This window comes from Peribacillus sp. NPDC096540 (assembly GCF_050278525.1).
GTDB lineage: Bacteria > Bacillota > Bacilli > Bacillales > DSM-1321 > Peribacillus.
The window spans coordinates 1-15629 of the sequence record NZ_JBNNTG010000010.1 but is presented as its reverse complement, the minus strand read 5'-3'; the positions used below and the strand labels follow the sequence as shown (position 1 = coordinate 15629).

The window sequence follows — 15629 nt, the reverse complement described above, 5'->3', positions numbered from 1 at the left end:
TCCTAAATTCAGTTAAATTGACATGTATCATATCTGTTTATCAAATTTTCACGAACAAATTCTCTGCAAGTAGAAGATAAATACGATCTTTGAGGGTGAATCAAATCTCCAAAAGGCATACCTTGGACAAATTTGACTTCCCCTTCAAATTCCCTTTCAGCATCAGCATCAAAACCTACTACTTTCACAAAGTAAGTATTGTGACCGGTTTTCATAAAATCAATTATTGTTAACATGTGATTATGTTCATCATTCATTCTTTTTCCTCCACTATATAAATCAAATAGCCTTTACATATTGTTAATAACCTAACTTATAATAAGAATCCAATATACCTTTTGTTACTAGAACATAATAGAACTCGTAATCAACTAATTTATCTCTTTGTTATTTTAACCAACTTATTAATGAAAAAGCCAAACAATACATTCAAGGCTAAAATTGATATAGGAACTATAATATTAAAAATCATGCTCACCTACTTACTTTCATTTTCTACTTGATCGTTTATCCTACCTATGTATCAAATGTTGTATAGCCATCAGCTAGACTTCATATATTAACTATACCTTTATTTAGCTGCCTTTGCACCATGCTTAAGTTTTACGGATATGACTTTCTTTCCTAGTTTTGCCCTAAAAAAGATCCAACATTGTGCTGAGCTAAAAATAACTGAAAAACAAAAAAACACGCATCGTATTAATGAGTGTCTTAGAATATTCGTTAAACGAATGCATTTATTTTAATATATCCTTCCTTCTCAATCAGACTAACTATATTTTCTATGGCATCTATGTTAATTTATGCAGAATAACCCTAATAACTTATCCCTTCTATATAAAATTATAACCTGCTATAATTTAGGAATTGGAGGTGTTATACATGAAAGAATTCATCCAGATATTAGCGGAAATCGCAAACAATATTCACGACTTTATTTTATTATTTGTAAGCGACACTCTAAATTCAAATGCAACGGACAAAGATCTACATTTTTGGATAATGGGTATTATAGGAATTATTATATTTTTGTTTGTGTTATTTTTATCTAATATAATATCACGGATGCGTTTTGGGATTACCATTCTCTCTTTCCTATATACCTTTACTGTCATGGTTGTCTTAGTATTTGCAATTGAAATACAGCAAGCTCTAACTAGTAGAGGAAATATGGAATTTCAAGATGCTGCGGTAGGCCTCTGGGGCTTCATCGTATTTTTCTTAGTTTTTGCTGCCATTTCCTCACTGTATTTATTGATAAAAAAATTCTTCAAAAAATCAAAAAAAAGGTAATAAGAGGTCACCTTTCTCTAAACATTGCTTACGCTAGTTTATTCGGAATTTAGCATTTGGAGTTATATAAGAAGTTATAATGTGAACTTTCTCTGTAGTATTTTAAGAATGGAAAAAGGGAGAAGTTACAGAGAAGGTGGCATTATGTGGAGTAATAGACTTTACAATCTTAAAAAATCAAATTTACTTCGTTTCATTTTCATCAAATAAATCAATGCTAAACAGATTGAAAGAATCGTCGTCATTTAAACTTTCCTGATTATGTCCAGATATTTCAGAGCTATTTCCCTTACGACGGCGGTTTACTTCTCTTAATTCCGCTTCTAGAAATTCTGCTTGACCGTGGGAAAGCTTAATCGTTATTTCATTATTATTATGATCATCTGCCGCTTTTAAGAGAACATAACTGTCCGCTGCATTGCGTAACGTAACATTGCTAAGTGTTAAGTTCATGTTTTCGAGTTCATATCTCGCCTTCATATCGTAAAAAGAACCTCCATCGGAAAACCATTTAAAATTATATATATTAAATATACTTTACTTCAAGATATCTAAATATACAAATACTTTGTTTACTATTTTCCGATGTAAAAAGCTCTCTTGGACCTGTATATGGAGTATCCCCTTGTATTAACGAGTCTTCCTATAAATGACGTTATAGTTCCTACAACTAAAAAAACCACCGCATACCTCTTAAAGTGTGCGATGATTTTTTGTTCATATTATTCTCCCTTAAGCATTCTCTGTGCCATTTCGGCCAGTTGGATTGTATTCGAACTGATGTCCACCATGGTTTGCTTCCCCATACCCATAGTATTCTATTGCATCGTCTTAGGAATATGGGCTCTAATAATAGATTCGTAATCCTGTATTTTCACCAGTGATGCGCGTTTATCATTCAATTACAAGCCGAAGTCCTATCTTAACTAATTTTCACCATTATTCCTTCATTTCCACCAAGTATCGTACACGTTAATGGCTTCATTCCGTTTATGCTCGGTTTTAGTATACCAGCCTTCGATGACCTCGGCTGCTTCCTTTCTGATCTCCTTACCTTCAAGGTAATCATCGATTTCATCATAGCTCACACCTAAAGCCACTTCATCAGGAATCAACGGTTTGTCATCTTCTAGATCTGCAGTTGGGATTTTCATATATAGACGCTCAGGTGCTCCGACGAATTTCAGGATTTCTTTTCCTTGCCTTTTATTCAAACGATATAACGGGATGATATCAGCTGCCCCGTCACCATGTTTTGTAAAGAAACCGGTGATTGCTTCCGCTGCATGGTCTGTACCAAGCACGACTCCTTTATATAGTCCGGCTAAATCGTATTGCACCTTCATCCGCTCACGTGCTTTGACATTTCCTCTTAAGAAATGGGATAGTTTTTCACCCGTTGCTTCTTCCACAGCCTTTACCGATGCATCGACTGCTTCCTTAATATTAACTGTTACTGTTTGGCTTGGTTTAATGAATTTCAAAGCCAGTTGTCTGTCATCTTCATCAGCCTGTACACCGTATGGAAGGCTCACAGCAACAAATTTATATTCTTTACTGTTCGTTTCCTGATTCAATTCATTAACAGCAGTTTGTGCAATATAGCCGCCTAGCGTAGAATCTTGACCTCCAGAAATTCCAAGTACAAAGCTTTTTAGAAAAGTGTTTTTTTTCATATAATCTTTTAGAAGATCGACACTTTTTCTGAATTCGGCTTCAGGATTAATCGTTGGTTGGACAAGTAATTTTTTTACGATTTCATTTTGTAATGGACGCATTGGCATAGCCCCTCTCTTTCCTTATGAAATAAATAGGTTATTTCGTAAGCATTCTCTCAACATTTGCTTTTACTTCATCTATATTTCTCATTTTATTATCCCAACAATCCTGACTTAAGTCGACCGGATATTCTTCAGGATTGAGTGCACGTAAGTACTCTGGCCATAATACTTGAAGATTTTTTTTCGTAAAGGCCTTGATTTCATCAATGGATGGTAATTCATAAGTTAAACTTCCGTCCATAAAAATATCCTGATGAAGGTCCACCGCATCGAAATCAGTGACAAATTTGCTTAGGAAAGTATGGACAGGATGGAACATTTTTAACTTTTCCTGTTCCTGAGGCTTTTCATATTCCATAGCCAAGTAGTCGCCTTCTGCATGGTGGTTAACTTTATTAATGATTCGGTATACTCGTTTAAGGCCAGGTGTCGTTACCTTTTCAGGGTTTGAAGAAATTTTGATGGTATCTCTCATATTCCCATTTTCGTCCTCAATTGAAACCATTTTATAAACGGCACCTAATGCAGGCTGGTCATAAGCTGTAATTAATTTGGTCCCGATTCCCCAAATATCGATTCTTGCTCCTTGTTGCTTCAGGTTGATAATCGTATATTCATCCAAGTCATTGGAAGCGACAATCTTCGCATCGTGGAAACCAGCAGCATCTAGCATACGGCGTGCTTCTTTTGACAGGTAAGCCAAATCGCCGCTGTCAAGACGGACACCAATGAAATTAATTTTATCGCCCAGTTCCTTTGCGACACGGATAGCATTTGGGATGCCAGAACGTAGCGTATCATAAGTATCTACCAAAAATACACAGTCTTTATGAGTGCTTGCATATTTATGAAATGCTGTATATTCGTCTTTATAAGCCTGAATCATGGAGTGTGCATGTGTTCCTGAAACCGGTATACCGAACAGCTTGCCGGCTCGGACATTGCTCGTAGATTCAAAGCCAGCAATGTAGGCAGCGCGTGCTCCCCATATTGCTGCATCCATTTCTTGTGCTCGTCTTGAGCCAAATTCAAGTGCAGATTCATCACCAATTACTAGTTTGATGCGCGAAGCTTTTGTCGCCACGAGTGTGTGATAGTTCACAATATTCAGCAGCGCTGTTTCAATGAGTTGCGCTTCACCAAGCGGTGCCTCTACACGTAAAATCGGTTCGTTACCAAAAACAAGCTCGCCTTCTTTCATACAACGAATCGTTCCAGTAAAACGGACGTTCTGCAAATAATCCAAAAATTCACCATCGTAATGCAATTCCGTTTTTAAATAGTTGATATCACTTTCCGAAAAGCAAAAGTTCTGAAGGTAATGAACAATTTTCTCAAGTCCCGCAAAGATTGCATATCCGCTGTTAAACGGTAGCTTTCTGAAATAAATCTCAAATACGGCCTTTCGGTTTTGTGTGTTATCTTGCCAATAAGTTTGGGCCATATTAATTTGGTAAAGGTCAGTGTGTAGTGCGTAACTGTCGTCGTTGTACTTTTTTTCCATGGATAGTTCCTCCCAAAAGAGAAGCGGTCGCCTCTCTTCTATTCTGTTGCGTAAATAGATATTAAAGAATGGTTGCTCCGAGTGATCCTTTAAAATGTGTAAGCGCCCATTCGTGACCCGCACTATTGAATGAAGCCACTGCATTTTCAAAAACAAAGATATTATAGCCTAAATTGTAAGCGTCAATTGCAGTATGCAATATACAGATATCGGTACAAACTCCGACTAAATATACGTCGGTAATGTCCCGTTCACTAAGTCTGATATCAAGGTCCGTTCCTGCAAAAGCCGAATAACGTGTTTTATCTATATAATAAACATTCTTTAGATTTTTATTTGTTTCATATTCCTTTTTTAACGTACCATATAGGTCTCTACCTATTGTACCGCTAATATTATGTGGTGGAAACAATTTCGTTTCAGGATGTAAGCGGTCTCCTTCTTCATGAAGGTCAATCGCGAAAACCGTGTATTCCCCTTGCTTGATAAATTCCTTAGTTATACCGACCAGAGTATCTTCAATTTCTTGACCAGGCTGTCCACATGTCAATGCACCGTCGTCTGCCACGAAGTCGTACGTATAATCGATATTGATTAAAGCCTTTTTACCCATTTCACTCATTCCTCCTTAATAATAAATAGAGTCCATGACAATCTCTGCATTAAATCGGTAAAGTTGTGAAGGCCGATATGAATTACGTTTAGTTTTCTTCTGCATTCCCTTTTCATCCAATACTTTCTCCAAGAAAGGGAGTTTTGGGGCTTTTGCAAAAAAAAGTGAATCTGCACTGATTTTCGCATCATCCCTAACTGTCAGTAAAACACGTTGGAGTTCGGAAAGTGTAAATTCTTCTGGTAAAAATTTTTGAGCTATCGTTGTTTGCACCATTTCTTTTTTCATTAAATTTATCGCTTCATTAATAATTGTATAATGATCAAAAGCAAGTTCTAATTTTAAAGCTTCCTGTATTGTGAACAATTCCACCTCAGCTGCATCGTCATTCGCTTTTCTTTGATGAAGAAATTCTTCCTGAACAATTGCATAAAAAGCATTAGAAATAATCCATCCTCTCGGATCTCGACCCGGATGGTCAAATACGCCAAAATGCTTCACATGAAATCCTGTCACACCTGTTTCTTCTTTTAGTTCTCGTTTGGCTGCCTCATAGGCTGTCTCGCCAGCGTTCACAAAACCACCGGGTAAAGCCCATTTATCGCCTTCAACATTCAGGCTTCCTTCCCTATCTTTTGTAGCACGTTTGATTAATAATAGCTTTAAACACATTTCAGGCGGGGCTTTCTCTGCCGTCTTCTTTGTGGTAATCGTAAAGATCGCAATATCTGCTGTGTATCCATCTGGAGTAATATATTTCTTTTTTTCCTGCTGAGCCATGGCAACTCTCACTTTCTTTTACTAAGAATGGGAATGTAGTAATTAGTAAATCATTAATTACTAATTATAGTACTCTTCCTTGATTAACTTTGCAACATTTAATTTAGTGAAATTTTCATATTATTAGAAAAATCATTCATCATATTTTTCCGTACCGCATAATAAATAGCCCGGTCAACATGACCGGGCTGTTTATTATATTTATTATACTGGATATACTCCGTGTTTACGCTCAGTAAATGTCATTTGCTTGCTACTATATGCTTCAAACCGAGCGCTCAATTCATCACGCAGGTCATTTGGCTGGATAATAGCATCAACAATCATTTCTGAGGCTAAGCGGTAAATATCAATATCTTCATTATATTCATTTCGCTTCTGCTCGATGAAAGCAGGCCGTTCTACTGCATCCATTGCATTGATTTTATTAGCATAGACTGCGTTAACCGCTGCTTCCGCACCCATAACCGCAATTAAAGCAGTTGGTAACGCGAGAACGCAATCCGGTTCAAAAGCAGGACCTGCCATCGCGTATAATCCGGCACCATAAGCCTTACGAACAACGACAGAAATTTTGGGAACAGTGGCTTCACTCATTGCTGATATCATTTTTGCACCATGGCGAATAATGCCCGCCTGTTCGACCTTAGTTCCAATCATAAATCCTGGAATATCCACTAGGAACAAAAGTGGGATATGGAAAGCGTCACATAAATTGATGAACTTGGCAGCCTTGTCAGCGGAATCATGGAACAGAACCCCCCCTTTGACACGCGGCTGGTTGGCTATAATTCCAATCGTTTGCCCATTTAACCGTGCAAGACCAGTAATCAATTCAGGGGCAAATAATTTTTTGATTTCGCAAAATGAATTACGGTCTATAATCCTGTCGATTAAGTCATACATATTAAAGGCAGCATTTTGATTTTTTGGAATCAGCTCTTCCAGCGTTTTTTCAAACTCAGCAGGCAGCTCAGGTTTGGTAGCTTTCGGCTTTTGTTGATAATTTCCTGGAAAATAGCTTAAGTATCGGCGAGCAAATGCAATGGATTCTTCTTCTGATTTAACAAGTACATCACCACATCCTGATACGGAACAATGCATTTTCGCTCCGCCCATTTCCTCTTCGGTCACTTTTTCGCCAATAACCATTTCGGCCATCCTCGGTGAACCTAAATACATGGATGCATTTCCATCAACCATAACAACAATATCGCAAAACGCAGGAATATATGCCCCACCCGCTGCGGAAGGACCGAACAATAGGCAGATTTGAGGTACTTTTCCAGATAGCTTCACTTGGTTGTAAAAGATCCGGCCTGCCCCACGGCGTCCTGGAAACATTTCGACTTGATCCGTTATGCGAGCACCGGCTGAATCGACTAAATATAAGAGTGGCAATTGTAACTTATCAGCGGTTTCTTGAATGCGGATGATTTTCTCGACGGTCCTTGCTCCCCAAGAACCGGCTTTTACAGTTGAATCATTGGCCATGACACAGACCCTCTGTCCGTTGATTTTGCCGATGCCTGTAACGACACCATCTGCAGGCAGCCCATCACTTGCACAATTTGCGAAGAATGCGTCCTCGATTTCAACTCCTTCGTCAAATAGAAGTTGTAGCCGTTCACGTACGAAAAACTTCCCTTTTTCAGCATTTTTTTGATGATATTTTTCTAAACCGCCTTTTTTTATAGTTTCAACCGTTTCTGTTAGTTTATCCGTCGTAACCATCTATGTTCCTCCTTCAATTGAAATCAATTACCTGTAAATACCGGTTTGCGTTTTTCCTTGAATGCTGACAGACCCTCCAGTCGGTCTCGGGTTTGCAGCGTTTTATGATAGCAGTCCTTCTCGATTTGCAATCCTGTTTTCAAGTCTGTATCTGCCCCTTGATTCATGGCCGCTTTTGCAGCTCTAAGTGCTAAAGGAGCATTGACAGCAATTTCTCCAGCTAGTTTTTTCGCTTCCTCAAGCAAATGTTGAGACGGGTACACATGGCTGATGATTTGCATGGCATGCGCATTTTTAGCGTCCAGTCTTCTAGCTGTATAAATTAGTTCTTTCGCAGTCGCCATTCCGACAATCCGCGGCAACCTCTGAGTACCGCCACCGCCTGGAATAATTCCAAGCGCAGTTTCAGTCAGTCCCATCTTTGCCGTTTCAGATGCAATGCGAATGTCACAGGCAAGAGCCAGCTCAAGTCCTCCGCCAAAAGCGGAGCCATTTATTGCAGCAATGACTGGAACTGGAAGATTTTCAACCGCTGTAATCGTGTCACCAATTAGCCTTAATGTCTCCCTGACTTTCTCGTCGTTCATCCCTGCTCGTTCCTTTAGATCTGCACCAGCACAAAATGCCTTTTCTCCAGCTCCTGTTATAATGACTGTCCGCAGATTAGACTGTAATTTCAATTCATTCAGTCCTTCGTATAAGCAATGAAGTAGTTCTGTGGATAATGCATTGGCAGCATCCGGCCGATTTAAGGTCACAATGGCAATTCCCTGTTCCTCATGACTGATCTTTACTATCGATGTCATAGTTTCACCTCCTGTTTTTTATTGAGCGTTATAGACAGCCATCTGATGGCTAGACAATGGTTTTTCCAAGAAGCTTTGCATCATAGACGCTGCACCTATAAGTTTCCCTTGATCGATTCCCGTGTGAATCCCCATATTATGTAGCATATGAATCAGGTCATCCGTAGCCACATTCCCGCTCGCACCTGGTGCATATGGGCATCCCCCTAAACCACCGAGCGCGGAGTCGAAAGTTTTAATTCCATAATCTAGTGATTTGAGGACATTAGCGAGGGCCATGCCTCTTGTATCATGAAAATGGAGAGCAATTCGGCTTGTATCGTATCTTTTTACAGCCTGTTCAAGGAATAAGGCTACCTGTCTAGGAGATGCCACACCGATGGTATCTCCCAATGATAGCTCGCTGATTCCGTATTCAAACAGCTGATCACAAACCCGGAAAACCTGTTCGATAGCAACCTCACCTTCATAAGGACACCCGAATACGGTTGAAACATACCCTCGAACCGATTTCCTGCTTCTTGCTGCTGAATCGATGACTTCTTTTAATACAGGAAAGGTATTTGAAATCGTTTTATTAATATTCTTTAGATTATGGGTTTCACTTGATGACATGAAAACTGAAATTTCATCAATATCCGCTTCAAGGGCCGACTCCAATCCTCTTTTGTTCGGAACAAGAGCTGCATAGGTGATATCTGGATTCCTGTTGATTCCCTTGGCTACCTCCACAGCATCACTCAATTGAGGAATCCATTTTGGATGTACAAAAGAAGTTGCTTCAATATAGGAAAGACCAGTGTCAGAAAGCTGATTGATCCAGTCTATTTTTCTTTGCGTCGGTATAATGACCTTTTCATTTTGAAGCCCATCACGCGGACCCACTTCTTTAATGGTTACTTTTTCAGGCCAATTCATCTTACCCCTCCGTCTCTTTATTCAATGACGGCCAAAACGTCGCCCTCATTTACGAAATCCCCTTCATTTACTTTAAGTTCCTTAACCGTACCCGCATCCTCAGCAGTAATAGGGATTTCCATTTTCATAGATTCCAAGATTATTATTTCCTGACCATCGGTAACACTTTGACCTTCACCCGCTACGATTTTCCATACGCTTCCTGCCATACTTGCTTTTAATTCCGCCATATCATATTCCTCCAAATAATTTTAGATTTTAGAAACGGAGAGGTTTTCCCTCCCAGTCCCCGACAACAGTTTATACAGTAATTTTTTTAATATATTTATCAATAAAATCCGTTGTTGTATCGCCTTTTGAAAAAGCTTCATGGGCGATTATTTCCTTGAGTAGAGGAAGGTTCGTTTTAATTCCATCTATTTTATAGGTGTCTAAGGCTTCTCTTAATCTATCGATGGCTTCATTCCTCGAACCGCCGCTTACTACCAATTTGGCAATCATAGGGTCGTAAAAATGTGAAACGACGGATGTATTCTGAACGGCCAGTTCATGACGAATCCCTTCACCTTCAGGAAGTTTCAAACCGGTGATTTTCCCCGGTGCAGGATAAAAGGTTTTGGGATCTTCCGCATATATGCGCACTTCAATAGAGTGCCCCTCCCTTTTAACCTCTTCTTGTGTAAAATCGAGTTTGTTGCCTGAAGCAATTTTAATTTGCTGTTCAACAAGATCAAGTCCTGTAATTTCCTCAGTGACCGGATGTTCAACCTGAAGGCGTGTATTCATTTCAAGAAAATAGAAGTTTTTATCGGCATCAACTAAGAATTCAAGGGTACCCGCATTACAATACCCGATAGCCTTCACCGCTTTTACAGCGGCTATCCCCATCTGCTTTCTTGTTTCTTCATCAAGGAAAGAAGATGGGGCTTCTTCTACGACCTTCTGGTGGCGCCTTTGAACGGAACATTCTCTTTCCCATAAGTAAACAGCATTTCCAAACGTATCCGCTAATACTTGAATTTCTATATGACGGGGTTTTTCAATCAATTTTTCAATGAACATGTCTCCATTACCGAAAAATAATTGAGCGCGTTTTTGATTCCCTTCGAATGCTTTTAACAGTTCATCGGCATTTGCAACGGCTTGCATACCGATACCACCACCGCCGGCTGACGCTTTCAGCATAACTGGATACCCTATCTTTTCGGCAACTGCCGCTGCTTCACTGCTATCAATTAATGGCCGTGAGAATCCTGGCACTAATGGAAGACCTGCTTGCTCCATCTTTTTTCGCGCTTCAACTTTATTGCCCATCTGCTGGATAACTTCAGGTCTGGGTCCAATGAAGATCAATCCAGCATCTTCACATGAGCGAGCGAAATCTGCATTTTCACTTAGAAATCCGTATCCTGGATGGATGGCATCTACACCGGTTTCTTTAGCGATTTCTAAAATCTTCTTGACGTTTAAATAGCTTTCCTGAACTCTGGACCCTCCCAATAAATAGGCTTCATCCGCATATGCTACAAATGGTGCTTCCGAATCTGCCTCTGAATAGACGGCGACCGTACTAATTCCCAAATCCTTGCACGTACGGATTACGCGTGATGCAATTTCTCCTCTGTTTGCGATAAGAATTTTTCGAATCATTCGATATCCCCCTCATTTGGTACGTTCCGTTAATAGTTCAAGCGTTTGCTCCCGAAGCTTATACTTTTGAATTTTCCCAGATGCAGTCATTGGATATGCATCAGTAAATTGAATGTATCGAGGAATTTTGTGAAAAGATATTTTCCCTTTGCAATACGCTCTCAATTCTTCCTCCGTCAATGTTTCTCCTGCTTTCAAAATGACCCATGCCGCTACCTCTTCCCCATACTTCTGATCGGGAACACCAAGTATTTGGACATCGACTATAGCGGGATGTTGATAGAGAAATTCTTCTATCTCGCGCGGATAAATATTTTCCCCGCCTCGAATGATCATATCTTTCAGTCGACCAGTAATCTTGCAATAACCGTTTTCGTCCATCACCGCTAAATCTCCTGTGTGGAGCCAACCCTCCGAATCAATCGCTTGCGCCGTCGCTTCCGGATTATTATAATATCCCTTCATGACATGGTATCCTCTTGAACAGAGTTCTCCTTGTCTTCCACGCTTGACTTCTTCTCCGCTATTAGGATCTATGATCTTCACTTCCACATTCGGAAGAGCCTTTCCCACTGAGGATACACGAAGTTCAATTGGGTCATTGGTGCGGGTCATCGTAATTCCTGGGGACGATTCCGTTTGACCATAGGTAATCGTGATTTCGGAAATTCCCATCTTATTCACCACGTTTTTCATCACTTCTATCGGACAAGTGGAGCCAGCCATTATTCCAGTCCGTAATGAACGTAAATCATACTGATCGAAGTCATCGAGATTCAATTCAGCAATGAACATCGTCGGCACCCCGTGAAGCCCCGTACATTTTTCAGCTTCCACTGTTTGAAGTACAGTACGTGGATTGAATTCTACGATCGGCACCATTGTGGCTCCAACAGTAACAGAAGCCATTGTACCAAGGGAACAGCCAAAACAATGAAACAGTGGGACAGGGATACAAAGCCGATCATTCTTTGTAAGCTTCATACATGCAGCAATATTTAGCCCATTGTTGACTAAATTCGAATGTGTCAGCATGACTCCTTTTGGAAATCCAGTTGTCCCTGATGTGTATTGCATATTTATTACATCCTCAGGAGCAAGGTCCTTCATTTGGATGTCCAGCATCTCCTCCGAAACAGATTCGCTTCCGCTGATGACGTCTTCCCACGAAAACGTACCAGGATAACGCGTTTCACCTAAGATAATGATATTCTTTAATTTTGGTAGTTTTTCCGATTGTAGTTTTCCTGGTTTAGCTGTTTTCAATTCAGGAACTATCTCATAAAGTGTTTCTATATAGGAATGATCCTTAAATTGTTCCATCAGAATAATCGTCGTCGCATCCGATTGATGAAGCAGATATTCGAGCTCACTTGTGCGGTAATTTGTATTGACAGTTACCAGCACACCGCCCATTTTTGCAGTTGAAAATTGGGAAATCAGCCATTCCGGTTTATTAGACGCCCATATGGCGATATGTTCCCCTTTTTCAATCCCAAGTGACATGAAACCGCGTGCTGCCTTCCGGCAAACTTTTTCAAATTCACTGTACGTATAACGAAGACCAAGTTCGTGATAAACTACCGCTTCATTATTTCCGTATTCTTCAGCTGTCTTTTCAAGAAGTTTTCCGATAGTAACATCAAGCAAATCAGACATCAAACTCCTCCCATCAAGTAAAAGTAAGTATGAACGCTTTTTACCTTATAGATATAATCTGCTTTTCACCAAAATAAGCAGAAGCATTTTGGATCATTTGCGTTCGTAAAAGATTAACAGCCCAATTGTCTGGCGATTACGATTCTTTGAATTTCTGATGTCCCTTCCCCAATTTCTAGTAATTTAGCATCTCTTAAATAGCGTTCCACCTCATATTCCCGCATATAGCCAGAGCCGCCATGTATTTGAATCGCTTGATTGCTCGTTCGGAACGCAGTCTCACTTGCAAAAAGCTTAGCGAACGCCGCTTCTTTCGCAAATGGTTTTTTATTGTCTTTTAACCACGCAGCTTTGTATACCATATTTCTCGCTAATTCAATCTCCATCGCCATGTCAGCAAGCTTGAATTGGATTGCTTGGAAATTTGAAATAGATTTACCGAATTGAACTCGCTCTTTTGAAAAAGCTAAAGCTTTATCAAAGGCTGCCTGCGCAATACCGACCGCCAACGCGGCAATTGAAATCCTTCCACCGTCTAAAGTAAATAAAAACTGTTTGAATCCCTTTTCTTGATCCCCCAATAAGTTTTCCTTTGGTACCCGGACATTATCAAGAATGATTTCACATGTATTGGAAGCGCGAACTCCCATTTTTTCATAATTACTATTAATTGTTAGTCCCGGTGTATCCGTTGGGACGATGAATGCAGAGATGATGTTCTTACCTCGACTGTCTTTCCCAGATACAGCCGTTACAGTGACAGTTCTGGAATAGCTTGCATTAGTTATCCATGTTTTCTCGCCATTTATCACATATTCATCACCTTCTAATACTGCGGTCGTTCTCGTACCACCCGCATCAGATCCCGCATTCGGCTCGGTCAACCCGAAAGCTGCCAATGTTTCACCTGTCGTGATTGGAATAAGATATTTTTGTTTCTGTTCCTCAGTACCGAAATAATATATCGGGCTTGCTCCAAGTGAAACGGCTGCTGCATAGCTTAAACCGGTGCCTCCACAGGCCTTGCCAACCTCCTCAACGGCAATAGCATACGAAATCGTGTCTCCGCCTGAACCACCATACTCATCAGGGAATGGAATCCCCAGTAGCCCCAGCTTCCCCATTTTTTTGAATACATCCTCTGCAAACATGGACTTTGCATCCAGTTCTATTGCAATTGGTTTAATTTCTTTTTCAGCGAAATCTCTTACCATATCCTTAATCATCTGCTGTTCTTTTGTAAGTGAGAAATCCATTTGTTCGTTCCCCTTTCTATTGAGACCGACTAGTTGGTCTGTGAAATGCAAGCGTTTTTATTTTTAATCCACAACCATCTGATTTTTTAGTAAATATGGCTGGGTTATTGCGTCATTTTTTTGTTTATCTGTTAATAATGCTTGTAATATTAAATCGACGTAAATTTCCCCAATTTCCTCGATTGTTTTTCCCCCGTCCCTTTTGTACCATTTATAGGACCAATTTACCATGCCTAAAATAGACATTCCTGTGATTTCAACCGGCAGTTCGCTGCGGAATTCTCCCTTGTCAATTCCTTCTTGAATTACGGAAAATATGATTTCTTTATACATTTGACGCTTTTTTTTGATTTCTACTACATAAGGTGGTTTTAAGTATATGCTTTCTTGATAGAAAACTGAGATGTGTGGTTTATAGAGGTCAAAAACTTTAACAAATGATTGAATAATCTTTTGCATTTTTTCTGTTGGGTGGGTACTTGCTGAAATGGCTTCCTGCGCTTTCGTTAAAACATATGAAATAAAGTAATCATGAATGACAAATAAGAGCTCGTCTTTAGAAGAAAAATGGTGATAAAAACCACCTTTGCTTGTTCCGCATTCTTTTACAATTTCATTAACCGAGACGCCATGAAAACCATGCTGTTCAAAGAGTGTCAGCGATGTTTCGATGATTTTTTCTTTTAACTCCGTAAGACAGCACCTCCTGTTGTATCCGCTTACATTTTTTCCAGTCATATAAAGAGAAATAGTATGATTATGCTTAAACTGGATTTATTTAGATTTTACCAAATATTAAAAATTTGTCAATTTTTATATACAAACTAAAAACAGCTCTCATACTTAAGAGCTGTCCAGTTTGTAGACAAAAGGGGTTCGGAATGTTTTAATTCCGGACCCCTTTTGAAATTCCCTTTGAATTTTGCTCAAGATTAAGAGATTGGGCCTCTACGAGCCCACTATATTAAGCCACCCCTTGTCCCCTTAAAGTGGTCCAACGCATACCATGCTTTTCTTTTGCATCTGCGAATACACGCTCTATTGTTTCTTTACGTTTCGCATATATAGGTTTTACATCCTTGTGATGACGCAGATGATCTGCTTCTTCCATATAATTTTGCCAGATATGGCGTGTCACCACTTTTTGATGGTCTTTGCTTTCTGTACACTGTGATAAAAATTAGCATGTCGCACAAGTGTGTTTGGGTGATTTGTACTCGCGATAGCCCTCTTTATTTGTTGTTGAGTACTTTAAAATCTCACCCGATGGGCAGAGATAACAATCAAAATGTTCATCGTAAACATAGTCATGCTTGCGAAAGAACCCTTCTTTTGTTCGTGGACGTGTATAAGGTAAAGCTGGTGTGATTTCTTTCCCAAAAAGGTAGCTTGTAATGACTGGTGTTTTGTAAGCTGCATCTGCTGCAACAGCTTCAGGTTTTCCAACTTTCTCAATCACTTGTTCAACAAGAGGCTCTAAGGTATGACTATCATGCGTATTTCCCGGTGTTACAATCGTCCCCAGCACAAAACCGTTGCAGTCTGCAGCCGCATGAAATGAATAGGCAAACTGTTTTGTTCGTTCATCTTTTACATAGTAGCCACTCTCAGGGTCAGTTGTACTTTCTTTAATCT

Annotated in this window: 15 protein-coding genes and 1 pseudogene; 1 reads left to right on the top strand and 15 read right to left on the bottom strand. The window is 39.7% G+C overall.

All coding sequences use genetic code 11. From position 1 onward, the window contains the following. Positions 1-8 precede the first annotated feature (8 nt). Positions 9-257, bottom strand: a complete 249-nt coding sequence (locus ACQKMR_RS11090) for a hypothetical protein (protein ID WP_427697351.1) — start codon at positions 255-257, stop codon at positions 9-11. 625 nt (positions 258-882) lie between these two features. On the opposite strand from ACQKMR_RS11090, the gene ACQKMR_RS11085 reads away from it, so the two are divergent. Continuing rightward, the gene (locus ACQKMR_RS11085; protein ID WP_427697350.1) at positions 883-1293 is read left to right on the top strand and encodes a hypothetical protein; all 411 of its coding nucleotides are present in this window, start codon (positions 883-885) and stop codon (positions 1291-1293) included. Positions 1294-1476: 183 nt separating this feature from the next. Here the strand turns inward: ACQKMR_RS11085 and ACQKMR_RS11080 are convergent, their stop codons facing one another. The 14 genes and pseudogenes from ACQKMR_RS11080 to ACQKMR_RS11015 form a co-directional block, all read right to left on the bottom strand. Next, entirely contained in the window at positions 1477-1773 is a 297-nt protein-coding gene (locus tag ACQKMR_RS11080) for a hypothetical protein (protein WP_427697349.1), read from the bottom strand. Positions 1774-2240: 467 nt separating this feature from the next. Further along, positions 2241-3071, bottom strand: coding sequence for an ammonia-dependent NAD(+) synthetase (nadE, locus tag ACQKMR_RS11075; protein WP_427697348.1), 831 nt, complete (start codon positions 3069-3071; stop codon positions 2241-2243). A gap of 37 nt (positions 3072-3108) precedes the next feature. Continuing rightward, the gene (locus ACQKMR_RS11070) at positions 3109-4578 is read right to left on the bottom strand and encodes a nicotinate phosphoribosyltransferase (RefSeq protein ID WP_427697347.1); all 1470 of its coding nucleotides are present in this window, start codon (positions 4576-4578) and stop codon (positions 3109-3111) included. A gap of 61 nt (positions 4579-4639) precedes the next feature. Continuing rightward, positions 4640-5191, bottom strand: a complete 552-nt coding sequence (locus ACQKMR_RS11065) for a cysteine hydrolase family protein (RefSeq protein ID WP_427697346.1) — start codon at positions 5189-5191, stop codon at positions 4640-4642. 15 nt (positions 5192-5206) lie between these two features. After that, entirely contained in the window at positions 5207-5971 is a 765-nt protein-coding gene (locus ACQKMR_RS11060) for an NUDIX domain-containing protein (RefSeq protein WP_427697345.1), read from the bottom strand. A gap of 204 nt (positions 5972-6175) precedes the next feature. Continuing rightward, complete coding sequence (locus tag ACQKMR_RS11055; protein ID WP_427697344.1) at positions 6176-7705, bottom strand: acyl-CoA carboxylase subunit beta; 1530 nt, start codon at positions 7703-7705, stop codon at positions 6176-6178. A 23-nt stretch (positions 7706-7728) separates the two neighbouring features. Further along, positions 7729-8511, bottom strand: a complete 783-nt coding sequence (locus ACQKMR_RS11050) for an enoyl-CoA hydratase (protein WP_427697343.1) — start codon at positions 8509-8511, stop codon at positions 7729-7731. An 18-nt stretch (positions 8512-8529) separates the two neighbouring features. Further along, complete coding sequence (locus ACQKMR_RS11045; protein ID WP_427697342.1) at positions 8530-9429, bottom strand: hydroxymethylglutaryl-CoA lyase; 900 nt, start codon at positions 9427-9429, stop codon at positions 8530-8532. 17 nt (positions 9430-9446) lie between these two features. Continuing rightward, positions 9447-9659: an acetyl-CoA carboxylase biotin carboxyl carrier protein subunit gene (locus ACQKMR_RS11040; RefSeq protein WP_427697341.1), complete on the bottom strand. Its 213-nt coding sequence runs from the start codon at positions 9657-9659 to the stop codon at positions 9447-9449. Between the two features lie 70 nt (positions 9660-9729). Further along, positions 9730-11079 (bottom strand): acetyl-CoA carboxylase biotin carboxylase subunit, encoded by a 1350-nt coding sequence (locus ACQKMR_RS11035; protein WP_427697340.1) that lies wholly within the window; start codon positions 11077-11079, stop codon positions 9730-9732. Positions 11080-11091: 12 nt separating this feature from the next. After that, positions 11092-12738, bottom strand: coding sequence for an AMP-binding protein (locus ACQKMR_RS11030; protein ID WP_427697339.1), 1647 nt, complete (start codon positions 12736-12738; stop codon positions 11092-11094). A 113-nt stretch (positions 12739-12851) separates the two neighbouring features. Further along, positions 12852-13994, bottom strand: a complete 1143-nt coding sequence (locus ACQKMR_RS11025; protein ID WP_427697338.1) for an acyl-CoA dehydrogenase — start codon at positions 13992-13994, stop codon at positions 12852-12854. 63 nt (positions 13995-14057) lie between these two features. Further along, positions 14058-14732 (bottom strand): TetR/AcrR family transcriptional regulator, encoded by a 675-nt coding sequence (locus tag ACQKMR_RS11020; protein ID WP_427697337.1) that lies wholly within the window; start codon positions 14730-14732, stop codon positions 14058-14060. 241 nt (positions 14733-14973) lie between these two features. Further along, positions 14974-15629: pseudogene (locus tag ACQKMR_RS11015) on the bottom strand (transposase); the annotation flags it as partial.